Annotated in this window: 22 protein-coding genes and 1 tRNA gene; 14 read left to right on the forward strand and 9 right to left on the reverse strand. The window is 43.4% G+C overall.

Features of this window, described 5'->3' with window-relative positions; genetic code table 11:
* Nucleotides 1–104 precede the first annotated feature (104 nt).
* On the reverse strand, nt 105–2,378 hold the full coding sequence (gene bglX / locus H8B19_RS17605) for a beta-glucosidase BglX (RefSeq protein ID WP_186508336.1): 2,274 nt from the start codon (nt 2,376–2,378) through the stop codon (nt 105–107).
* Between the two features lie 191 nt (nt 2,379–2,569).
* Between bglX and H8B19_RS17610 the strand changes: the two genes are divergently transcribed.
* Both H8B19_RS17610 and fucP read left to right on the forward strand, forming a co-directional pair.
* Nucleotides 2,570–3,088 (forward strand): gluconokinase, encoded by a 519-nt coding sequence (locus H8B19_RS17610; protein WP_186508337.1) that lies wholly within the window; start codon nt 2,570–2,572, stop codon nt 3,086–3,088.
* A gap of 60 nt (nt 3,089–3,148) precedes the next feature.
* Nucleotides 3,149–4,426 carry an L-fucose:H+ symporter permease gene (gene fucP / locus H8B19_RS17615; protein WP_186508338.1) on the forward strand — a complete coding sequence of 426 codons (1,278 nt, stop codon included), beginning with the start codon at nt 3,149–3,151 and terminating at the stop codon, nt 4,424–4,426.
* 64 nt (nt 4,427–4,490) lie between these two features.
* On the opposite strand, the gene H8B19_RS17620 is transcribed toward fucP, so the two are convergent.
* Nucleotides 4,491–5,096, reverse strand: a complete 606-nt coding sequence (locus tag H8B19_RS17620; RefSeq protein ID WP_338401547.1) for a peptidylprolyl isomerase — start codon at nt 5,094–5,096, stop codon at nt 4,491–4,493.
* Nucleotides 5,097–5,245: 149 nt separating this feature from the next.
* On the opposite strand from H8B19_RS17620, the gene H8B19_RS17625 reads away from it, so the two are divergent.
* Together H8B19_RS17625 and H8B19_RS17630 are read left to right on the forward strand one after the other, a co-directional pair.
* Nucleotides 5,246–6,490, forward strand: coding sequence for an amidohydrolase (locus tag H8B19_RS17625; protein WP_241737668.1), 1,245 nt, complete (start codon nt 5,246–5,248; stop codon nt 6,488–6,490).
* 8 nt (nt 6,491–6,498) lie between these two features.
* Nucleotides 6,499–8,160, forward strand: a complete 1,662-nt coding sequence (locus H8B19_RS17630) for an amidohydrolase (RefSeq protein ID WP_186508340.1) — start codon at nt 6,499–6,501, stop codon at nt 8,158–8,160.
* A gap of 21 nt (nt 8,161–8,181) precedes the next feature.
* Here the strand turns inward: H8B19_RS17630 and H8B19_RS17635 are convergent, their stop codons facing one another.
* The 3 genes from H8B19_RS17635 to H8B19_RS17645 form a co-directional block, all read right to left on the reverse strand.
* The gene (locus H8B19_RS17635; RefSeq protein WP_186508341.1) at nt 8,182–8,589 is read right to left on the reverse strand and encodes a methylglyoxal synthase; all 408 of its coding nucleotides are present in this window, start codon (nt 8,587–8,589) and stop codon (nt 8,182–8,184) included.
* 57 nt (nt 8,590–8,646) lie between these two features.
* Nucleotides 8,647–10,161, reverse strand: coding sequence for an aminotransferase class V-fold PLP-dependent enzyme (locus tag H8B19_RS17640; protein WP_186508342.1), 1,515 nt, complete (start codon nt 10,159–10,161; stop codon nt 8,647–8,649).
* A gap of 97 nt (nt 10,162–10,258) precedes the next feature.
* On the reverse strand, nt 10,259–10,714 hold the full coding sequence (locus H8B19_RS17645) for an Lrp/AsnC family transcriptional regulator (RefSeq protein WP_186508343.1): 456 nt from the start codon (nt 10,712–10,714) through the stop codon (nt 10,259–10,261).
* 213 nt (nt 10,715–10,927) lie between these two features.
* On the opposite strand from H8B19_RS17645, the gene H8B19_RS17650 reads away from it, so the two are divergent.
* From H8B19_RS17650 to H8B19_RS17660, 3 genes are all read left to right on the forward strand, one after another.
* Nucleotides 10,928–11,596 carry a hypothetical protein gene (locus H8B19_RS17650; protein WP_186508344.1) on the forward strand — a complete coding sequence of 223 codons (669 nt, stop codon included), beginning with the start codon at nt 10,928–10,930 and terminating at the stop codon, nt 11,594–11,596.
* 62 nt (nt 11,597–11,658) lie between these two features.
* The gene (locus H8B19_RS17655; protein ID WP_186508345.1) at nt 11,659–13,356 is read left to right on the forward strand and encodes a PKD domain-containing protein; all 1,698 of its coding nucleotides are present in this window, start codon (nt 11,659–11,661) and stop codon (nt 13,354–13,356) included.
* Between the two features lie 13 nt (nt 13,357–13,369).
* Nucleotides 13,370–13,738 (forward strand): YbaN family protein, encoded by a 369-nt coding sequence (locus H8B19_RS17660; protein WP_186508346.1) that lies wholly within the window; start codon nt 13,370–13,372, stop codon nt 13,736–13,738.
* A gap of 36 nt (nt 13,739–13,774) precedes the next feature.
* Here H8B19_RS17660 and H8B19_RS17665 read toward each other — a convergent pair.
* Nucleotides 13,775–13,861 (reverse strand) — tRNA-Leu (locus H8B19_RS17665).
* Nucleotides 13,862–14,027: 166 nt separating this feature from the next.
* Between H8B19_RS17665 and H8B19_RS17670 the strand changes: the two genes are divergently transcribed.
* The 5 genes from H8B19_RS17670 to H8B19_RS17690 all read left to right on the forward strand — a co-directional run bounded on the left by H8B19_RS17670 (nt 14,028) and on the right by H8B19_RS17690 (nt 18,693).
* Entirely contained in the window at nt 14,028–14,876 is an 849-nt protein-coding gene (locus H8B19_RS17670; RefSeq protein ID WP_186508347.1) for a thioredoxin family protein, read from the forward strand.
* A gap of 151 nt (nt 14,877–15,027) precedes the next feature.
* Nucleotides 15,028–15,726, forward strand: coding sequence for a spondin domain-containing protein (locus H8B19_RS17675; RefSeq protein WP_186508348.1), 699 nt, complete (start codon nt 15,028–15,030; stop codon nt 15,724–15,726).
* 19 nt (nt 15,727–15,745) lie between these two features.
* Entirely contained in the window at nt 15,746–16,462 is a 717-nt protein-coding gene (locus tag H8B19_RS17680) for a spondin domain-containing protein (protein WP_186508349.1), read from the forward strand.
* 25 nt (nt 16,463–16,487) lie between these two features.
* The gene (locus H8B19_RS17685; RefSeq protein WP_186508350.1) at nt 16,488–17,207 is read left to right on the forward strand and encodes a response regulator transcription factor; all 720 of its coding nucleotides are present in this window, start codon (nt 16,488–16,490) and stop codon (nt 17,205–17,207) included.
* A gap of 10 nt (nt 17,208–17,217) precedes the next feature.
* Entirely contained in the window at nt 17,218–18,693 is a 1,476-nt protein-coding gene (locus tag H8B19_RS17690) for a sensor histidine kinase (RefSeq protein WP_186508351.1), read from the forward strand.
* A gap of 22 nt (nt 18,694–18,715) precedes the next feature.
* Here the strand turns inward: H8B19_RS17690 and H8B19_RS17695 are convergent, their stop codons facing one another.
* On the reverse strand, nt 18,716–19,111 hold the full coding sequence (locus H8B19_RS17695) for a GNAT family N-acetyltransferase (RefSeq protein ID WP_186508352.1): 396 nt from the start codon (nt 19,109–19,111) through the stop codon (nt 18,716–18,718).
* Between the two features lie 117 nt (nt 19,112–19,228).
* On the opposite strand from H8B19_RS17695, the gene H8B19_RS17700 reads away from it, so the two are divergent.
* Nucleotides 19,229–20,527, forward strand: a complete 1,299-nt coding sequence (locus H8B19_RS17700; protein ID WP_206683209.1) for a metal-dependent hydrolase family protein — start codon at nt 19,229–19,231, stop codon at nt 20,525–20,527.
* 51 nt (nt 20,528–20,578) lie between these two features.
* Here H8B19_RS17700 and rraB read toward each other — a convergent pair whose 3' ends face one another.
* Both rraB and H8B19_RS17710 read right to left on the reverse strand, forming a co-directional pair.
* Nucleotides 20,579–20,926, reverse strand: coding sequence for a ribonuclease E inhibitor RraB (gene rraB, locus H8B19_RS17705; protein WP_186508353.1), 348 nt, complete (start codon nt 20,924–20,926; stop codon nt 20,579–20,581).
* 26 nt (nt 20,927–20,952) lie between these two features.
* Nucleotides 20,953–21,675 (reverse strand): 1-acylglycerol-3-phosphate O-acyltransferase, encoded by a 723-nt coding sequence (locus H8B19_RS17710; protein ID WP_186508354.1) that lies wholly within the window; start codon nt 21,673–21,675, stop codon nt 20,953–20,955.
* A 151-nt stretch (nt 21,676–21,826) separates the two neighbouring features.
* On the opposite strand from H8B19_RS17710, the gene H8B19_RS17715 reads away from it, so the two are divergent.
* On the forward strand, nt 21,827–22,975 hold the full coding sequence (locus H8B19_RS17715) for an HD-GYP domain-containing protein (RefSeq protein ID WP_186508355.1): 1,149 nt from the start codon (nt 21,827–21,829) through the stop codon (nt 22,973–22,975).
* Nucleotides 22,976–23,034: the final 59 nt, after the last annotated feature.

The raw sequence follows: 23,034 nt of genomic DNA on the forward strand, positions 1-23,034 counted from the left end.
TCTCGTTGAACTCAATTTGGGATATTTTTCTTTTTATTGGGTTTGACAGATGTGAGGAGATTGTCATCACTGACAGCTGGTATTCTGCCAGTGATGAACATGTCTTAATGCTGTTCTGTTAGTGAAAAACTGGCATGTAATCCACCAGCCGCGTCTGGCGCAATCCACACATCAAATTCACCCGCTTCGGTAACCTGTTGCATTTGCTGATTGTAAAAAGCCAACTGTGCAGGCGTTAGAGTGAAGCTGACACGTTGTGACTCACCGGGTTTTAAGGTGATTTTTTGCCAGTCTTTAAGCTCCCGAATCGGACGCACGACATCCGCGACTTTATCCCGAACATAAAGTTGCACCACTTCGGCCGCTTGTCGACTACCAATATTTTGGATATCAGCACTGACTGCAATACTGCCATCGCGAGTCATTGTAGGTGAACTTAGTTGAATATTGCTGTAACTAAAGCGGCTATAGGTTAAGCCATAACCAAATGGGAAAGCTGGACGGAATCCTAAATCTAAATAATGAGAGTTGTTACCCAGGGAGCTCTGCCAGGCCTGTACTGGAATATCATCAATTGCGACAAAATTTTCATCGCTGGCCGGACGGCCGGTATTGCGGTGATTGTAATAAATCGGAGCTTGCGCGCCGGCTTTTGGCCAGGTAACGGGTAATCGACCAGATGGCGATACCACGCCGGTAAGCAAATCGGTAATTGCAGGGCCGCCCATGGTACCGGGATGGAAGTTAAATAATACGGCATCCACCTTATCAATAATGGGTAATAGATTAATCGGGCGTCCGGCCATAACCACTAAAATGAGCGGTTTATCTAATTTTGCCAGTTCAGTGATAAGTTGTTCCTGTGCTCCGGGCAAACGCAGACTGGCGCGACTGTGGGCTTCACCCGACAAAATCGATTCTTCACCACCTACAAAAACGATTTTATCTGCCTGTTTAGCAGCGTTGATGGCGGCGGTAAACCCTTCGGTGGTTTTCATGCGGCTGTATGTTAACCCAGAGGCAAAATGTACCTTATCAGCACCCAATGTGGCTTGCATGGCTTGTTTAACCGTAATGCTGTTCTCACCACGACCATCAAATACCCAGGTACCCATTTGTTCGTGTCCTGCATCGGCTAACGGACCTATTAGGGCGATTGAGGTATTGGTATCAAAGGGCAAAGCTTGTTGATTTTTAAGTAAAATAGCGGAGTCGATAGCTGCTTGTCTGGCTTGCTGTTTATGTTCTGCCGATAATATGCTGCTGCGAATATTTTGATAACGCCCCGGATGTTCAAATAAATTCAGGCGAAATTTCATGGTCAAAATATGACGTACCATATCGTCCAGTTGCTGTTGGTCGACTTGCCCTTGTTCGATTAATTCCGCTAAGTGTTGTTCGTAGGCATCGCTGGTCATTTCCATATCCAGTCCGGCATTGGCGGCTCTCTGTGCAGCCTGTTTTTTATCGGCAGCATAACCGTGTGCAATCATCTCTGTTACTGAATTCCAGTCACTGACTACCATGCCAGTGTAATGCCATTCATCCCGTAAAATATCTTTTAAAATAAAGCGGTTACCTGTAGCCGGTACACCATTGATATCGTTAAATGAGGTCATCATTGAAGCTACACCTGCATCAGCCGCTGCCTTAAATGGCGGCAAATACACATCGCGCAATTCGTTTTGTGGAATAAGGGTTGTGTTGTAATCACGTCCACCTTCGGCTGCGCCATACCCTACCAAATGCTTGGCGGTTGCTGCCATAGCTGTTGGTGCGGATAAATCGTCGGTCTGAAAACCCTTTACCATAGCAACTGCAAAGCGTTCTGCCATCAGGGTATCTTCACCAAAGGATTCTGCAATACGACCCCAACGAGGATCGCGGGCGATATCCATCATAGGGGCAAAGGTCCAGTTTACACCGTATTCGCTGGCTTCCACGGCCGATACGCGTGCTGCGGTTTTTGCCTGCTCGGGATCCCAGCTGGCCGCTAAACCAAGGGGAATCGGGAATATGGTTTTAAAGCCGTGGATGACATCGCGTCCGAATAACAGCGGAATACCTAAGCGAGATTCCTCCACCGCGATACGTTGTAACTCATCACGTTCTTCGGGTTTCATGACATTTAAAAAAGCGCCAACATTACCGTCACGCACTGTGGCTTTCAGATTGTCTGGTAAAGGCCCTTTGGCGCGACTGGAACGACCACGCAGGTTGGTTTGACCAATTTTTTCCTGCAAGGTCATTTTTGCCAGCAATAATTCGACTTTTTGTTCGATAGTAGTGGCAGCTTGTTCTTGTGCAAATATTGGTTGGCTATTAACACTTAACAACAGCATAAATACTGAACAAACAACAGGGGAGAGGCCTTTCATTATATTTTCCTTAACTTTTATAAATTAATCGTCAGCGCTTAGTTAATTCCACTAAAAATCAAGCACAGCAAGGCTGTAAACGGTTGCAGCGAGGTTAGCATAGTTATAATGTGGTGACACTTTTTTAACAAATTTAACATTGGAACTCGTGCATGAATTTGCTATCGTCGTTGCGCCGGTTGGACAGGCCTGTGTTAATTATCGTAATGGGTGTGTCCGGATGTGGTAAATCGACTCTGGCGCAACAACTCGCTGATCATTACGAACTTAGTTTTGTGGAAGCGGATGATTTTCATTCGGAGCAAAATAAGCAAAAAATGGCAGCAGGTATTGCGTTAACAGATGCTGACCGCCAGCCCTGGATAGATCATATGTGTGACTTTTTGCGGGAAAAAGCTGCGCAACGTCAGCATTGTGTTCTGGCTTATTCAGGTTTACGTAAAGCGCACAGAGAGGCGTTCCGGCAATTACCCTTTGCAACAATCTTTTTATTTTTACATGGTGCCGCAGACGTTATTTTACCGCGCATGCAGCAGCGTAACGGGCATTTTATGCCATCCGCTTTATTAGATAGTCAGTACCAGAGTTTGCAACAGCCTGATGATGAGGGTGATGTAAAACAAATTGATATTGCGCTGTCCCCAAAGCAAATATTGCTATCCGCTGAACAGATTGTATCGCGGTGGCTTAGCAGGCTACTCGCGGCCTGAAGATAACTACCGCAATGTAAGCGGTTACATTTATTTTAATGACAACAAGAAGAGTTGATTATGGAAAATGTCGCTAACACCGCAGCTCATACTGATCAAAAACAGTATCAACTGCCATTGGCTATTTTAACCAGTTTGTTTTTTATGTGGGGTTTCATTACCTGTTTAAACGATATTCTGATCCCACATTTAAAAGCGGTTTTTGAACTTAGTTACTTTCAGGCGATGACTGTAAATACGGCATTTTTTGGTGCCTATGCCATTGTCTCTTACCCTGCAGGTGCCTATGTTAAAAAGGTCGGTTATCAGCGCGGTATTGTAACAGGCTTAACCATTGCTGGTGTTGGTTGTCTGATGTTCTATCCTGCCGCTTCGACTCAAGTCTTTGGATTGTTTTTATTATCGTTGTTTGTTTTGGCAGCTGGTATCACTGTTTTACAGGTATCGGCTAACCCATACGTTACGCGCTTAGGCCCTGTGCGTACCGCATCAAGCCGTTTAACCTTAACCCAGGCTTTTAATTCTTTGGGCACCACATTGGCGCCATTTTTTGGTGCAGCGTTTATTTTTTCAGTAGCAACTGTTGCATCCGCTGAGTTAGCAACGATGTCGGCAGAAAGTGTGGAAGCTTATAAAGCGTCACAAGCAGCATCTGTGCAATTACCTTACATTATTTTAGCGACGGCTTTATTTGTGCTGGCGATTATATTTTCACGTTTAAATTTGCCCGTTATTGAAGAAGAACAACATGATCCTGAATTAGCGAAAGGTGGCTTTAAAGCCGCACTTAAACACTCACATTTATTATTTGGGGTGATTGGTATTTTTGTTTATGTTGGTGGTGAAGTTACCATTGGGAGTCTATTAGTAAATTTCTTTGCTGAGCCAAGCATTGCCGGATTAGCGGAAAAAGAGGCATCTGCATTGGTAAGTTATTACTGGGGCGGCGCTATGGTTGGCCGTTTTGTTGGCGCGGCAGTAATGACCAAAGTATCTCCCCGCGCAGTTTTAACCTTCAATGCATTGGCAGTTGTAGTTTTAGTACTAACCGCGATGAATACATCTGGTTCTACTGCTATGTGGGCAATTTTGGCTGTGGGTTTATTTAATTCTATTATGTTCCCAACCATTTTTAGTTTGGCGATTGAGCGTTTAGGTCCGTTGGCGAGTGTGGGGTCAGGTTTGTTATGTGTGGCAATTTTTGGTGGTGCGGTTATTCCACCAATTCAGGGGTTGATAGCAGACCTTCACGGTATTCAATTCAGCTTCATTTTGCCGGTACTTTGTTATATTTACATTGCCTGGTACGGATTTTCGGGTAGTAAATTGAAAGACTAATATCAAAACAGAACTTAAAAAGCCGGACTCAGTTCCGGCTTTTTAATTTAGTAAAGCAGGTGCTTTACTGACTGATAGTGATGGACTCAATTACTACTGGCTCAGCTAAAATCTGACCCGCCGTATAGGCGTCTTCACTTTTTTCAGTTGCAGTAATTTGATGAATCTTTTTAATCACGCTCATGCCTTTTGTTACCTGGCCAAAGGCTGCAAATCCCTGACCGTCTTTGTTACGTTGCCCCGCGAAATCTAACGATGGTTGATTACCTATACAGATAAAAAATGCAGAGGTTGCGGTGTTGGGGGTATCGCGTGCCATAGAAATGGTGCCGTCTAAGTGTCTAAGGCCTGTTTGTTGCGTGGTTTCCAGTTCTACCGGTTCAAAGTCTTTAAATTCAGGGTTGGCGCCACCTTGGATCACTTCTATTTTCGGGGAGCCATTGTCATTATCTTTACGTACAACACGATATATTTGTCCCTGATTAAATGCCCCGGCTTCAATATATTTAATAAAATTTGCCACGGTTTTAGGGGCTTTATCTTCATATAGGTTCAGTTCAACCGCCCCCATATTGGTGGTCATGGTAATGTGAGTGGTGGCAAACGCCTGAGACAAGCTAGCCAGAGTCAGCAAACAACTGGTGGTAAGAGTTAAGGTTAGTTTTTTCACACTAAAATCCTGCTGTGATAGAAAAGATTATTAGAGCTTACCCTGTTGTATTGCCCTAAGCTATTGTATAAACGAATGAAGTTGCCCAATAAAAACAAAAGGACTGATAAATGAAAAAGTGGCTGGCTTACCCTTTATTGCTTTGCTGCATGACTGCAAGTGCGCAAGACGTTCGTGATGCAGCAGCAAAATTGCAAGATCAAGTGGTGAAATGGCGACGTCATTTTCATCAACACCCCGAATTATCCAATCGTGAATTTGCCACAGCTAAATACGTGGCGAATTATCTTAAAAAGCTTGGTTTAGAGGTCAAAACCGGTGTCGCCCATACAGGTGTGGTCGCTGTGCTGGATTCTGGAAATCCTGGGCCCACTGTGGCGTTGCGTGCCGATATGGATGCACTGCCAGTTAAAGAAATGAACGAGCTGCCATTTCGTTCGCAAGCTATGGGTGGATACAACGGAAAAAGCGTGCCTGTGATGCACGCTTGTGGTCACGATACGCATATCGCAATGTTAATGGGCGCGGCCACTATATTGAGTGAAAACAAAAGCAGTTTGCAGGGTAAGGTTAAATTTGTGTTCCAACCCGCCGAAGAGGGCGTGCCAGCCGGTGAACGTGGCGGTGCCGAATTGATGGTGGAGCAGGGCGTGATGCAGGGGGTAGATGTGGTGTTTGGTTTGCACATTAGCTCTGATTTAGATGTAGGGTCGGTTGAATACCGAGATGGCGGCATTATGGCCGGTGTTGACCCTTTTAAAATTGTGATTAAAGGCAAACAATCACACGGTGCTTATCCCTGGCAAAGTGTCGACCCTATCGTGACGTCTGCGCAGGTGATTATGGGGTTGCAAACTATTGTTAGTCGCGAAATCAAGTTGTTAGACAACGCCGCGGTTGTAACTGTCGGTTCCATCCATGGTGGCGTACGCAGCAACATTATTCCGGATAAGGTCGAAATGCTGGGTACCATTCGTACTTTAAATCCTGTAGCACGTAACAAGGTTTATCAAAGCCTGCCAAATAAAGTTGAGCATATTGCTGCCAGTATGGGCGCTGAGGCTGAAGTAACTTTGCCGTTAGAGCAGAGCTATCCCATCACGTATAACGATCCTGCTTTGATGTCAAAAATGTTACCTACATTAAAACGCACAGCTGGTGAGGAACATACTTTGTATACGCAGGCTGTAACCGGTGCTGAAGACTTTTCTTTTTTCCAACAACAAGTTCCAGGCTTATATTTATTTGTGGGCGGTAAAGCCTTGGATATGCCACGAGAAAAAGCGCCTGATCACCACACGCCTTATTTTGTTATCGATGAGTCGGGTATGCAGTTAGGTGTGGAATTACTGACAAACTTAACCCTTGATTACATGAAATCTGCAAAACACTAGGACTAATAATGAAAAAATTTAACACTGTTTTGGCGATTGGGGCGGCGTTACTGTCGGCAGCGCCTCAAGCAATGGCCGCAGACTTAATATATAACTTTAAAGGCTATGGATTTGAACCTGACCGTTCGCTGGTTTCGTTTAACACTATGCTGGTGGAAAACGGCAAAGTGCTGGACCGGGGCAACGCAGACTTACTCAAAAAATATCCGGATGCCAGCCGTCAAGACATGCAGGGTAAAACAATTCTGCCGGGATTAATTGATGCTCATGGCCATTTTATGGGGCTGGGGCAAAGTTTACTGGCGGTTGATGTGCGGGATATTAGATCAGAACAACAAACAGTGGCCAAAACCCTTCAATTTGCAGAGGTACATCCTGAATTGGAATGGGTGACAGGCCGGGGCTGGAATCAGGTTCTGTGGCCGGATAAACAGTTTCCCAGCAAAACCAGTCTGGATGAGTTTATTAGTAACCGTCCTGTGGTACTGGAGCGTATCGACGGGCATGCAGTTTGGGCAAATAGTCTGGCCTTGAAAAAGGCAGGAATCAGCAAAGATACGCTCGACCCTCCCGGTGGGCAATTACTGCGTGATGCCAGTGGTGAGCCCACCGGGGTACTCATCGATAATGCCATGGATATATTACGCGAGCATATGCCGGCCGACACGCCGCAACAGTTGCAGCAGCAGTTTGACGCTGCACAGCAACACCTTCTTGAGTTGGGCATTACCTCAATGCATGATGCGGGTACTGAAAAGGCAGCCTATGACTTCTATCTTGATGCACTTGAGCAGCGCAAATTTAAAATGCGAATTTATGCCATGCTGGCAGGCTGGGATGCTCAGTTTAAAAGTATGCTGGACAAGGGGTTTATTACTGATCCCGAAGATATGTTATCTATTCGTAGTGTCAAACTGGTTGCGGATGGCGCGTTGGGTAGTCGTGGCGCAGCATTGCTTAAACCCTATGACGATGATCCACACAATAATGGATTAATGGTTACCAGTGAAAAGCAACTAAGTGAATTGTTACCTGAATTGGTTAAACGTGACTACCAGGTCAATATTCATGCGATTGGTGACAAGGCTAACCATGTGGCGTTAAATCAGTTTGCTGCGGTGCGCGACGTATCAAAAGCCAGGCACTTACGGCATCGTATTGAGCATGCGCAAATTATTGCACTGGAGGATATTCCGCGTTTTAAATCACTGGATATCATAGCGTCTATGCAACCCACCCACGCCACCAGCGATAAAAACATGGCAGGTGATCGTATTGGCGAACAACGTTTAGCTGGCGCGTATGCGTGGCAGACCTTGTTAAAGCAAGGCACTTTGATAGCTGCAGGGTCGGATTTTCCAGTTGAGTTAGCTAATCCGTTTTATGGCATTCACGCTGCGGTAACCCGCCAGGATCGTGATAATCAGCCGCCAGGGGGCTGGCGACCGCAAGAAAAGATGACGTTGGAACAAGCACTACGCGCTTTTACCATTGACGCGGCTTATGCGGGCTATCAGGAAAAAGTCATCGGCGGATTGTCCAAAAATCAGTGGGCTGATTTTGTGGTAATTGATCGTGATATTTTTGCCATTCCTGAACAGGATTTATGGAAAGTACAAGTATTGCAAACCTGGGTCGCAGGTAAGCAGCAGTATAATAAAGCGCTGTAGCGAGGTAATGGAAATACCTGCTTAATAAGTAGGTATTTCCCGTTTGTAATGCATATGCTCAAGAGACTGAATGCCAAACATTAAATCGGCACTGGCACGATTACAGGCTACCGGAATATTCCATACCGAGCATAATCGCAATAAAGCTTTGACGTCGGGATCATGTGGGGCTGGATTAAGCGGATCCCAGAAAAATACCAGCGCATCTAATTTGCCTTCAGAAATCAGCGCACCGATTTGCTGATCACCACCTAGCGGACCACTTTTAAATTTATGCACGGGTTGGTTTAGCGCATTCTCCACTAAACCACCTGTTGTGCCCGTAGCAACCAGTTTATGCGGTTCAAGTAAGGCTTTATGTGTGGTTGCCCAGTCGATTAGTTCTTGTTTTTTATGATCATGTGCGACCAGCGCAATGGTTTTTTGCATGATGACAATTCCCCTGCAATGCAAAATGCGTCAAACAGGGGAGTATTCAAGCAAAGTTCATCGCCTGATGCTAGCAAATAAAGCACTCAATCCTTTGCGTTTTTTCACTGGCAACGGATTAAACTGGCTTAAGGTTGTGAGATCTGTTTGGCAAATCTCGGATACAAAGTCTCCACAACAGGGATCAAAACGATAATCCTGCTGCCACTGCCCAATATTACCGGCAATCTGGCGTACCGCATTGACTATGTAATGCGCCTCTTCATCACTGCTGGTGGGGTGGAGAGATAATCTTACCCAGCCGGGTTTTTCTGTTAAATCACCAGAGTCGATTTTACTGGTTATGGATTGGGATTTATTTTGATCCACATTCAGCAGAATATGACCATAGGTGCCGGCACAGGAACAGCCGCCACGACTTTGAATGCCAAATTTGTCGTTCAGTAAACGCACAATCAGATTGTAGTGTACGTTGGGGATATAAAATGACACTACACACAGGCGCTCACGTTTAGTTGGTTCAAGCATAACCACCTGGGGGATTGTATCCAGACCCGACATCAGTATTTTCACTAACTGTTGTTCACGCGCAGCAATTTTCTCAGTTCCCATCTGCTCTTTTAGCTTGATAGCTAACGCGGCCTTAATGGTTTGTAAAAACGGCGGCGTGCCGCCGTCTTCTCGTACCTCAATATCATCAATAAATCCCTGGCCACCCCATGGGTTAGTCCAGCTAACTGTGCCGCCACCCGGTTGATCCGGAATTTTATTGGTATACAGGTTGCGGTTAAACAACATCACACCACTGCTACCTGGCCCACCTAAAAACTTGTGTGGTGAGAAGAATATGGCGTCCAGGTGTTGAAGTGGATCCTGTGGATGCATATCGATGTCAACATAAGGCGCGGAACAGGCAAAATCGACAAAACATAAGCCGTTATGCTGATGCATAATCGCAGCAAGTTGATGGTAATCGGTTTTTATTCCGGTAACGTTACTACAAGCAGTAAAAGATCCAATTTTTAACGGGCGCTGTTCGTATTGTTTTAATAACGACTGCAAGTGATGGGTGCAAGGCAATCCTTGTTCGTTTGGGCGGACCACCTCAACCGTCACATCACAGGTATTCCAGGTTGTCTGATTGGAGTGATGCTCCATATGGGTAATAAAAACAACCGGCTTTTCCTGTTCGTTCAGTTGAATTCTATCCTGCCATTTTTCACTGGAGCGTAATCCCAACATGCGTTGCAGCTTATTGATAACGGTTGTCATGCCTGATCCCGCACAAATCAATACATCATTGGCATTCGCATTTACATGCTGCTTAATTATTTTTTGCGCATCATGATACGCCTGAGTCATGGTGGTGCCGGTCAGGTTGGTTTCTGTATGTGTATTGGCAACATAAGGCCCGAGCTGCTGACTGATGAATTCTTCTATTGGTTGATACAGGCGACCACTGGCGGTCCAGTCCGCATAAATAATTTTTTGCTTATGAGTTTGAAGCTTATGTGTAAGTTGATCGCCTACTATGTGTTGTCTGAAAGGTAAAAAATACTCATATATACTCATAACGCCGCCTCGTTCATTAAAACGGCGATATGATAAAATAATATTTCTAATATGTATATTGTTGTGGAATTAAATTCCTGATTTTTGTGTTTTTATGCTACATATGAGTTAGAGGAAGTTGGGTGGTTGACTTAATGGTTTCCATGACGAAGCTGGCGCTTACATCATTTAAATCAGCTTCGATCAGTTTTTTATAAAGCGCATCATAACCCTGCATATCAGGCACAACAGCATGTAATAAGTAATCCAGCTCGCCACTCATTCGGTACACACCGATCACTTCAGCAATGTCGGTGACAATGGAACAAAATTTCTCATACCAGTCATTATTGTGTTGATTTGTTTTAATTGAGATAAAAACCGGTAAACCTAAATTGAGTTTATCTTTATTGAGTAATGTAACGGTACCAAGCACATAACCATCTTCTTCCAGTTTTTGCATACGACGCCAGCAAGCCGTTTTGGACAAGCCTACTTTCTCAGCGACTTCAGCTACCGACAGACTTGCGTCGGTTTGCAGCGTTTGCAGAATTTGTTTGTCAAGATTGTCCATAAACATGCCTACCAAAGATTAAACTAGTTAAAAAATAATCAGAAATACTTATCAACTGATATAACTGGGTGTAAAATAACATACATAAGTGCATCTCATTGTTAGATGCGAAGTACCAAGCGATGCAGTATAACCTGTTGTTGTAAAAATATTTTTGCCATTTATGGTTGTACTTGGCTGCTAGCTTTTAAATTTTTAACAGGATGAATAAAGATGTTAAAGAAGTTATTGCCAGTTGTGTGCCTGTTTTTGGCAATAAATGCCAATGCGACCTTAATTGTAGATACAGGCGAACCAGTGCCTGATGACGTTGGTGCGTCGCAACCTACCTATAACAATGACTCTTACAACTTTTATTATGGCCAGTACTTTGCCGGTATGTTTGGCATTGAAGAAGATTATTTACTGAATTCAATTGAGGGTTTTTTCTCAAATAATTCCGGTTTTACTGGTGATGTTGTTGTATCGATTTTAAGTGATGATTTTTTCTATCCCGGGGAAACCTTGTTTTCCGGCGTAGTGTCATTGGCTGCTAATGCATCGATGGGGTGGTATGGCATTACTGGGTTAGATTGGTTGTTAACTGCCGGCGACTACTGGGTATCTTTTGTACCTAAGTTGATGGACGCTGGTGCAAACCAGTCTGTGCACGGCCTGTTACCAACCTCGGCACGCGGTACCATGGATGAATATATTGTTGGTTATGAAGACGGTTGGTCGCCTAGTTTAGTGCCCTACAATAATGCATTTTTGCCAGGTGTGAGAATTGATGGTGATATTAATACTGAACCTAACCCTAATCCGGTTCCAGAATCTTCCATCTTGTTATTATTTGTAATCGGCCTGCTAAGTTTGAAGACTTTTAATACAAAACGCGCATAATGGAAACTCAATTTATGAAGACACCAAGCCTTCATAACGTGTCTTAACATGGAGAGTTTCTAATGCCTTTTTTTCGTTTAGCATTAATTCAGCTATTTCTTCTAGGTTTGGCTGCTTGTGGGGGCGGTTCATCCGGAGGAGGTGGTTCTTCTGGAGGTGGAAATCCTCCTCCTGCCAATAAAGCTCCTATTGTCATTGCAGGTACTAATCAAATTGTGACAGAAGGCGATGTTGTCACACTTACCGCAAGTGCATCCGATCCGGATGGGTCTATTTCTTCCTATAGCTGGACTCAAACTACTGGTGCTGCTATTTCATTGAATGGAGCTGATAGCGTAAGTTTAAGTTTCACTGCGCCTGAGGTTGACGTTGAAACAACCTATTCGTTTACCATAACCGTCACAGATAACGATGGTGCCAGCGCCAGAGCGAGTGTTAATGTTACCGTTCAGATCCTTGATCCTAATATAGCTCCTACCGTGGATGCAGGTGATGACCAAACCCTTGATGAGCAATCTGTTGTCACGTTGACAGGCAGCGCTGAGGATTCAGATGGTCAAATTGTCAGTTACCAGTGGACTCAAACATCAGGCATTCCGGTTACGCTAAATGACGCAACCTCGGCAATTGCAACATTTACTGCACCAGACATAATTCAGGATGAAATACTGGTTTTTAGTTTAACGGTGCAAGATGATAAAGGTGCCGAAACAAGCGATTCGGTGACTATTTCACTGAAAAGATTCCCAAATGTCTTACCTACCGTATCAGCTGGCGATGATATTAATGTAGAAGAACAAAGTGACATAACGTTAACGGCAGTGGCTGAGGATTCGGATGGTTCTATTGCGTCCTATCAGTGGGAACAGATCTCAGGTACGTCTGTAAGATTGTATACAACAGATCAGGCTAAGCTGGAGTTCACTGCACCGAATATTGAAACGACAGAAACCTTAACCTTTAAAGTGACGGTAACCGATCTGGAAGGTGCGACAGCTACTGATGAAGTTAATGTCAGTCTTGCATTGCTTGTTGCCGACTATTTTATTGATACAAATGATCCAACTTTAGTGCGCTTTGCTGACGGAGACTATTTGAATTACAAACTGGATCTCGATTTCCGGGGCAATTCAAATGCACCTGCCAGCCATCAGCGTGGACAATACAATGTAAGTTATGTCACTTCTGATGACCCAGTTACCTTTTCCGACGGTAATAAAACCTTAAAAAAAACGTATCAGGTCATAGTTGCAAACAAAGTTATTTCGTCGCTTAATCAGGAGGTTATTCAGTTTTCTGAAAGTTCTAATACTTCAACTAGTGAGATTGGGTTTTTAGAACGTCGTACCGGTGATATTTTTGGCTTAAACTTCCAAAACAACAGTAGCAAAGGAATGTTGCTTATCCCTGGAGAGCCTGCCGTTGGGTTTAATAGTGACGTGAATTTTGAAAATCACTTGTATGACGACCCCGATCAAGCAGGTGATAACTCGGCGACCTTTAGCGTTCATCAGATAATGAATATTGATCGAATTGAAGTAATCAAAACGCCTTTTGGTAATTTTGAAGCCTTTCGAATGCAATATGAATATTCAGAAAGTGATCCCAATTCTCAGACAGACTCCCAAATAGGAACTTTCTGGTTATATCCGGGGTTGGGATTTATAAAAGCTGAATATGTTGAAACTATTGGTACGGTGACACCTGCCGCAGTGACTGATATCTACTACACCATATCTGAAACAAATGTTGTGTATTAACGATCAGGATTGAATGAAATTTGTTGTAATCTGGTTTTGGCGAGGGATAGCGATAATCGCACTGATACTGGGATTTATCGGTATTCCATTGCCAGGTTTGCCAACCGTTCCTTTTTTATTATTGTCGGCCTGGGCGGCGAGTAAAGGTTGGCCCAGGTTGGAGTCTTTTCTGATAAATCACCCTAAGTATGGCTCTACTATTCGTCAATGGCGTGAGCAGGGAGCCATTCCGTTAAAAGCCAAATATTTATCATCCGGCATGATGAGCGTTAGTGCGGTTATTTTTGCCTTAACTGATCATGAGACCTATAAAAAAGTGCTATTAGTGTTATTAATGTTGATAGTAGCGATTTGGATATGGCGAAGACCGTTACCAAAGTAATAAAAGAAAGCTGGGGAAAATAAGGAACCAAGAAATTGGTGCAGATGGGGAGACTTGAACTCCCACGGCCGTGAGGCCACTAGCACCTGAAGCTAGCGTGTCTACCAATTCCACCACATCTGCAAGAGGGCGCGATAATATATGCTTCAATAAGAATTGAAAAGCCCTAAGTTAAAAAAAATGATAAATTTTTTAGCTGTTGCTTGATTCCTGTGCAATTTAACAACTAAAGCTTGTATTTCGATATTATGCCCCCAGTTATTTGGAAAATTTCATACTTAGAAAACTTATGCAAAACAATATTGTTGATATTACCTTAGATAACTTTCAGCAAGTTATGCTGGAAGATTCACAACATAAACTGATTCTGGTTGAGTTCTGGCAGGCAGGCGTTGAGCCTTGTGAGCAAATGGCTCCGCTGTTAGCAAATCTTGCTGCTGAATATGCACAAAGTGTGATTCTGGCCAGAGTCAATTGTGATGAGCAACAGCAAGTTGTGATGCAATTTGGTGTACGCAGTTTACCGACAGTGATGTTGGTTAAAAATGGTCAGCCGATTGATGGTGCGGTTGGTCCGCAGTCAGAAGCCGATTTGCGCGAATTATTGTGTAAACATCTGCCTAAACCCGAAGAGCTTTTATTAGAACAGGCTTCAGCAACGATGGAACAGGGAGATTTGGAACAAGCTGCTCAGTTAGCGAAACAGGCCTATGATATTAATAGTGAGCATGCACCGATTAAACTGTTATTAGCTGATATTTATATTCAGTTGGGTCATATCGAACCGGCTAAAGCTTTATTGAGTACCATTACAATGGTCGATCAGGACCATAATTATCAACGGTTGCTGGGACTCATCGAGTTGGCCGAGCAAGCGGCTGATACACCTGAAATTCAGGCATTACAACAGCAATTACAGTCTTCGCCGGATAACAATGAAATTAAAATACAACTGGCGGTTCAGTTGCAGCAAGCCAAACGCAATGAAGAAGCGTTAAGTTTGTTATTTGATGTTTTAAAGCAAGATCTTAATTTTGGTGAGGCCAGGAAATTTGCCCTGGATATTATTAATGGTTTACCGGCAGGTGACCCTCTGGCAGGTGCGTATCGTCGCAAAATATACTCATTATTGTACTAACTTAACACCATACTCAGTATTATAAATGCCACCTGTCGGTGGCATTTTTTTAGTGTTAAATTGATATAAATTTGTGATTTGTCTGTGATACTTTTGCGATAAATCCCTTCCATCATTTTCCTGACCCGAATACTTTAATAGGACAAGGAAAATGAAAAAAACTTCTGCATTAATTCTAAGTGCACTTGCAACAACGACGATGTCAACTCAGGCTGCTGATATCGACATCCATATTCAAAACCTGACTCAGGGAATCTACTTTACCCCGTTATTAGTTACAGCTCATTCAGATGAAGCGGCATTGTTCCACGTGGGTGAAGCTGCCTCTGGTGAATTACAGGCAATGGCTGAAGGCGCTGATATTTCAGGTCTGGAGTCGATTGCTGATGGTGTTTCCGCAAATAGTAGTGCTAATCCCGCTGGTGGTTTGTTAGCTCCCGGCGCATCAACCATGACGATGTTGTCAACCTCTGCTGATAATACACGACTATCAATTGTCGGTATGTTGTTGCCTACTAACGATGGATTTGTTGGATTGGATAGTTGGCACATTCCAAGCGAAGCCGGTACCTACACGATTTATTTAAATGGTTATGACGCAGGTACTGAAGCAAATGACGAATTAATTACCGGCGGTGGTGCACCTGGCGTACCTGGCATTCCAGCCGCTCCCGGTGGTAATGGTGGCACCAATGGTACTGGTGTAACAGATATGAATGGCTCTGAAGTGATTCACATTCATCCAGGTAATATCGGTGATGACATGATTGATGGTGGTAAATCTGATGTCGATAGCCGCGTGCATCGCTGGTTAAATCCGGTAGCTAAAGTGACTGTAACAGTAAACTAAGGGGACAATGATTATGGTTATGCATAAATCCTGTCGATTTGTTTTACCTGCTCTAGCTGCGTTTGTTTTAGCAGCCTGTGGGGGAAGCAGTAATAATGATCACACTCCTGTAGTACAACCGCCCCCGCCGCCAGCCCCTGTAACTTATAGTTATGAAGTTACAGTGGTGAATTTAACCAACGGGCAGCCACTGTCTCCAGTTGCTGTGGTATTACATCAGGAAGGTCATCTATGGACTGTTGGTGAGTCTGCGTCTGAAGCTCTGGAGCTTATGGCCGAAGGTGGTGATAACAGCGAAATACTGGCAATGGAAAATGTGATGGCGTCTGCTTCGGGAGAAGCGCCAGTGGGGCCGGGACATTCGGATACTATCACAGTATCAATTGAGGATGTTGCTGACGCTAATTTATCTGTTGCTACTATGTTAGTGAATACAAATGATGCGTTCACCGGTCTGGATAGTGTGGATTTGGCTGAGCTTGAAGTAGGCGCAAGCTGGTCGACCATGTCAATGGCTTATGATGCGGGTACCGAAGCAAATAGCGAACTTCAGTCGACCATACCTGGGCCGGCCGCGGGTGGTAACGGTTTTGATGCTGCGCGCGATGATGTTGACTTTGTTGCTATGCATCCCGGGGTTGTGACTAAAGATGATGGATTAATGGAATCAGTACTGACTTCTCATCATCGTTTCGATAACCCAGTGGCTAAAATTATAGTCACCAGAATGCAATAAACAGATGTAATTTAGGAAAAATCACATGCAAGAAAAGGTAATGGTGGTTGAAGATGATGCAGATATTGCTGATTTGATCCGGGTTAATTTAGCTGAACTGGGATTAGCCATTACCCATCTTGCTCGTGGTGATAAAGCGTGTGAACAAGCACTCACTCAGCCATGGGATTTGTTACTGCTTGACGTGATGTTACCGGGTATGAGTGGGCTGGACATCTGCCGCAAGGTGCGGGAAACCAAGCCTGAGCAGGCAATATTAATGCTCACTGCCAAAAATTCTGAGACTGACCGTGTGTTGGGGTTGGAATTAGGCGCTGATGATTATATGACCAAACCCTTTAGTGTTAGAGAGTTGCAAGCCAGAGTGCGTTCTCATTTACGTCGTGCACGTATGATGAAACAACTCACTCATGAAGCAACCGTTGAACAACACAACCGCACAGAAGTAAATCAGCTCATCATTGATGGTTCGACTCATCAGGCAAGTTTGCGGTTAAAGCCTTTGGACTTAACATCAACTGAGTTTGATTTACTTCACTTTCTTGCTCGCCATCCCAATCAGGTGTTTTCACGTGCCCAGTTGCTTGAATCCGTTTGGGGATATCATCACAGTGGGTATGAGCACACAGTCAATTCTCATATTAATCGCTTACGCGCCAAAATAGAGAAAAATGTTACGGAACCGCAGATTGTGCAAACCGTTTGGGGTGTTGGATACAAATTTAATCCATCAGGCGTATTGTAAGGAGGTTGTTATGGCGATGAGTTTATATCAACGTTTAGCAATCAGTCTGGTACTGGTCTTTCTAATCTTACTGAGTCTGATGTTATGGGGCAGTGAATACTTGCATCGAACGACTCGATTGGCTGCGGAGCAACGTTTACATCTTGGTTTAGCTGAGCATTTAGTGCAAGACAACCCTTTATTAGCAGAAGGTAGCTATGATCACGATGCACTGGAAAATCTGTTCCATACCCTCATGCTACTGGGTCCAAGCTTTGAATTTTACTATATCGATCCAAATGGCAATATCCTGTCTTATTCAGCAAAGCCTGGCGAAGTAAAAAGAACACGTATTGATTTAACACCGGTAAAACATTTGCTGCAATCTGACCTGGATTTGCCAGTGGTTGGTGATGACCCGCGTAATTTAGGATTACAAAAAATATTCTCTGTCGCCCCTGTTTATAAAGAACAAGAGTTACAGGGTTACTTGTACATGATAATTGGCAGTCAAATTTACGATAATATTCTGGCTAACATTCAGCAGAATCAAACGATTAAAAACATGGCTTTGCTGGTTACAGCCAGTATGTTATTTCTGATGATCTGTTTGCTGATTCTGTTCCGGTATTTTACCGCGCCACTCTATAAGTTAACCTCGGGGATTAAGAGTATTCAGCAGGCCGGATATCAGGGCTCATTGGGTGTGTTATCGACGGCAAACTCAGATAGTTCAAACGAAATTGAGCAGCTTTCAAGTGCCTTTTCACAAATGTTAATGCGTTTGCAGCAACAATATGAACAGTTGCAACAAATTGATCAGCAGCGTCGAGTATTGTTAGCCGACTTATCTCACGATTTGCGTACACCGTTAGCCAGTTTACAGGGGTATATTGAAACATTAGCGCTTAACCCTGACTCTTTGAGTGAACAGGATAGACAACGCTTTACCCAGATTTCACTGAAAAATGCACAAAATCTCAAACACTTAATTGACCAGATTTTTGAGTTGGCTTATCTGGAAGGGGGACAAGTCACGTTAAACCAGGAATCGTTCCCATTAGGTGAGTTATTGCATGACGTTTTGGCTAAATTTGCGTTAAAAGCCGATGATAAGTCTATTACATTGAGTCTTAATCCAAGCCAGTTTGAATATCTGGTATTTGCTGATATCGGCAAGCTTGAACGTGTACTCAGTAATCTGATTGATAACGCTATTCGCCATACACCAGAAGGTGGGGCGATTGATATCCGGGTGTCGGAAACCGACGAGCAGAAATTACGGATCGATTTAAGAGACACGGGCGTTGGCATCAGTGAATCTGAGTTAGCATTTATTTTTGACGCACGTTATCAGGCATCCACATCTAAAACAGATAAAAACTTACATGCGGGCCTGGGTTTAGCGATTAGTCGTAAATTAATGTTGTTGCTGGATTCAGATTTAAAAGTGCAAAGTGAGTTAGGCGAAGGCACTTGTTTTAGTTTTGAATTAAAACGGGTTTAACCGTTATTTCTGGTGAGGCGAATTAACGGACCAACACCATGCCCTCACTTTCAGGTCGAGTATAAGTGAAACCGAATTTTTCATATAACGCCGGAACGTCAGCCATTAAGGTAATATAGGCCCCTTTTAACGTATTTTTCTCAAGATAATCCATAATGGCCTGCATTATTTTACGCCCAAGGCCTTTTCCCTGATGGTCGGGATGCACTGCAATATCGACAATGTCAAAATTCAAACCACCATCCCCAACGATACGCCCCATACCAACGGGTGTGCCTTCGTAACAAATATGCACAGCGTAGAGCGAATTTGCCAACCCGATCTCTGCTCCAGCGCGAGGTCTGGGGGATAACCCTGATACCTGGCGCAAAAATAAGAAGGTATCGACATCAACGCACTCTTCAATAAGTTGGTACATGTAAACTTCTCCGTACTGAATATTTTGTAACCCGGCTTGCATCCTGTCCTGTAAAAAAACAATATACAACAAACCTTTAGATTGAAAATTATCGAAAAATAATAACAAAGGAATCATATGAATAATCACGTTTTTAAACGGACTATGTGGTCTGTTTTCACGCTTTTGGCAGTCAGTCTGCACCTAAGAGCAGAACAGTTTGTTTTAACGCCTAAATACTTGTTTGATGGCTATGAGATGCACCAAAACTGGCGGGTTGTGGTTAACGACAACAAGATTATAAGTGCAGGTAATGTGAAAAAAGTGTCAATTCCAAAAGATGCTACGCGCATTGATTTGCCCGAGCACACACTTATGCCTGGCATGATAGAAGGTCATTCACATATTTTTCTGCATCCTTATGATGAGGCAGACTGGAATCAGCAAGTGTTAAATGAAGCTCGTTCTTTACGTGTTGCCAGAGCCACCGTAAATCTGCGCAGAACGCTGTTAGCTGGTTTTACTTTTATGCGGGATTTGGGAAGTGAGGGAGCAGCTTATGCTGATGCAGGGATTAAACAGGCTGTTGACCAAGGCATTATTGTGGGCCCCGGATTGCAGGTTGCCGGACGGGCAATTGTGGCAACCGGCAGTTACGGACCTAAAGGCTTTGATCCCAATTTTGATGTGCCACTGGGGGCGCAGGAAGCGGATGGCGATAATATTATTCACGTGGTACGCGATCAAATTAAACATGGTGCTGACGTAATTAAAGTGTATGTCGATGCGAGTTGGGGGCCAGAGCACAGCTTGCAACCAACCTTTACTCAACAGGAGTTAAATATGTTGGTGGAAACCGCACATACCAGTGGCCGAATTGTCGCCGCTCATGCGCACAGTACAGAAGGTATGCGCCGGGCTATTGTGGCGGGTGTTGATACAATTGAGCATGGCCTGCACGGCGGAAATGAAAAACTTTATAAAATGATGGTAAAGCAGCAAATCGCATTATGTCCCACGCTTGCTGCGACAGAGTCAATTAATGCCTATCGTGGCTGGAAAAAAGGTCAGGATCCCATACCTGAGGAAATCCAGCACCAACATTCATCTTTTAAACTGGCGCTTAATACAGGTGTAATTATCTGTAATGGCAGTGATGTTGGCGTATTTACTCATGGCGACAATGCAATCGAGCCGCAATTGTTGGTCGAATATGGAATGAACGAAAAATCTGTGTTGCATGCATTAACTATGGGGAATGCCAAAGCATTTAAAATCGATAATAAAGTTGGTCAAATTAAGGCAACGATGTTGGCTGATTTAGTTGCAGTTAAAGGCAACCCACTCAATGATATTAAACAACTATCTAAGGTGGACTTTGTGATGAAAAATGGCGTGGTATATAAGCTGAGAGGTCAGCCACAGCATTTGCTTTAGATAATAAAAAGGCATGGAATACCATGCCTTCTTATTTAATCGAATTAAGTATTATTCGATAAAATGCGTACCCCAACCATCGTAAAATACCTTGTGTTTGGTGGCGATGGTTAACAGTTTTTCGGTATCTTCGTTTATTTTGTTAACGTCCAGAGGGCGGTCAACAGTAGCATCAAAACACAAGATTGTACCGCCATCATCTAATATAAGCTCTTCCGCATCACCCACTTCGTAGCCTGCTTTAAAAGCGTCTACAGCTGCTTTTTCCAAACGATCAAAATCGTCACAGGCAAAGTGATATTCAATTTGATAAATCGCGTCTGGTTGACTGCCATCTTCCAGCAATGCATCAATGGTTTCCTGATTAAATACCTGCCATTCGGCCAGTTCTGAGCTCATAGTGATGTCCTAAGCGTGATGTGTTTTTAAGCCTGTTTTTTTGTGGTCACTTCCCGATCAAGCTGCTCTATTTTCTGTTGCATCGTATCGTGAAAATACTGACTCCATTCCTTTAAAGATTTGGAATCATCCATTATGACGGGTTTGGCCATATCAATAATCAGCGTACCATTATCCCAGCGATTTAATTTTACTTTATTATGAAGATTGCTGGCACAAATACTCACTACGGGCGCATTAGTTAATTTAGCTAATTTAAATGCGCCAGTTTTAAATGGCAGTAAACCTCGGCCATAACTGCGCGTACCTTCGGGAAACATCCATACTGACAGCTTTTTCTGTTTGATTTTTTGGGCGGCAATATCAATGGTTCCGCGGGCTTTATTTGAGTTTTTACGATCAATCAGAATATTGCCTGATAGCCAGTAAACCCAGCCAAAGATGGGGATCCATTTTAAACTTTTTTTGCCTATAGTTACCGTTCCGGGTTGTGCCGCACCACAAACAGTAAAAATATCGAATGAATTCTGATGGTTGCCGATAAATACAAATGGGCCCTGCTGTTTAACGTCATCCGGGATGCGAAATTCAAGTTTTAAACCAAACAGGCGTGCCGTTGTGCTATATAAGCGACCAGCAGTGCAAACATTGTTGCGATGAAATGGTCTGACCAGGCACATGAAAATTAAAAAGATGTTAATCAAAATAAAATAAACGGCAATAACAGGGATTCTTATTAAGGCAACCACAACTAAACTCTATAATTAAATTCGCGGGTGATTATACGTTTTTTTGAATCTATTACATGTCTGATCTGTCATAACATGGCAAACAGTATTTTTTACAATAGATTTGAGGATGCTGATTATTTTTTCAAGACTGAAACGGGTAATGAAGTAAATGCAAACATTTCGACATGATGAACTGGATGAAGATGTACTGGACGAGTTGCTTGAAGAGATTAATGAACTCTATGAAGCAAGCGAACAAACTCTGATTGACCTGGAAGTCGAACCCGAAGACAACGAATTGCAGCGCGCCCTTTTCCGCTCTATTCATACCATTAAAGGTGATTTAGGGTTAGTTAACTTCACACCAATGCTGCCTTTGTTGCAACGTGTGGAGGATTTACTCGATTTTTTGCGTAAAGGACAAATACATTACACCAGTACTATGAGCGATTTGGTGTTATTAACCATGGATCGGGTAAAAATGTTTGTGCAGTCCTGTATCAAAGATGGTCAGGCTGTTTACGATGAAAATTTATACAATCAACTTTGTACCCATATAGGTAGAATCACCCCGCAGAATAATGCACAACATGAACAACTCCTGGCGGAATCTGTTTTGTTGCTTGACCCGTCGCTGGATGTGGTGCCTGAAGGTAAAAAGGTGAAGAATCAACCACAGGATCAGGCACTCAAAGAGTTGGACATGACCGACGGATTTGACGATGAACAACAGGATGAAATTCAGTTTTTCCGTGAGTTAATGGTTCCAGTCGAAAAGCGCTCCAGATACTGGCAGGGGCGTTGTGATCGCATAGCTAAACTGGCGTTATTCTTAAATAAACAAGCGGGTAATCCAATTGATGAAAAACAATTAGTTGTTGCCTGTTATGTGCATGACTTTGGCATGGCATTTATGCCGCTGGCGTTATTACATCAGGAAGAAACTCTCGATCAATCCCAATTCAATCTGTTGCGTTCACACGTGTTTAAAAGTGCTAAGTTGCTTGAACATCTGGAGCACTGGAACGAAGCACGCAAAATCATTATACAGCATCATGAACGCATAGATGGTAGCGGCTATCCAATGGGCCTGAAAAGTGAAGAAATTTGCGAAGGTGCTAAGTTATTAGCGATTGTTGACACCTTTGATGCATTAACCCATAAACGAGCCTATCAAACTCACCTAAGTCGTCCTAAAAAGCATGCCGTCATAGAAATAAATAAAGTCGCAAAAGGTCAGTTTTGTGACAAATGGATGAAAATATTTAATAAGGCAATGGCGCAGTTACTTAGTCGTGCCTGTGTCGTCCTGAAATAGGTTGACGGTTTTTCAAAGGCCAGTAGATTTTCTACTGGCTTTTTTCATTGTGCACTTGA

The sequence above is a fragment of the Neptunicella marina genome, assembly GCF_014270035.1.
Taxonomy (GTDB): Bacteria; Pseudomonadota; Gammaproteobacteria; order Enterobacterales; family Alteromonadaceae; genus Neptunicella; species Neptunicella marina.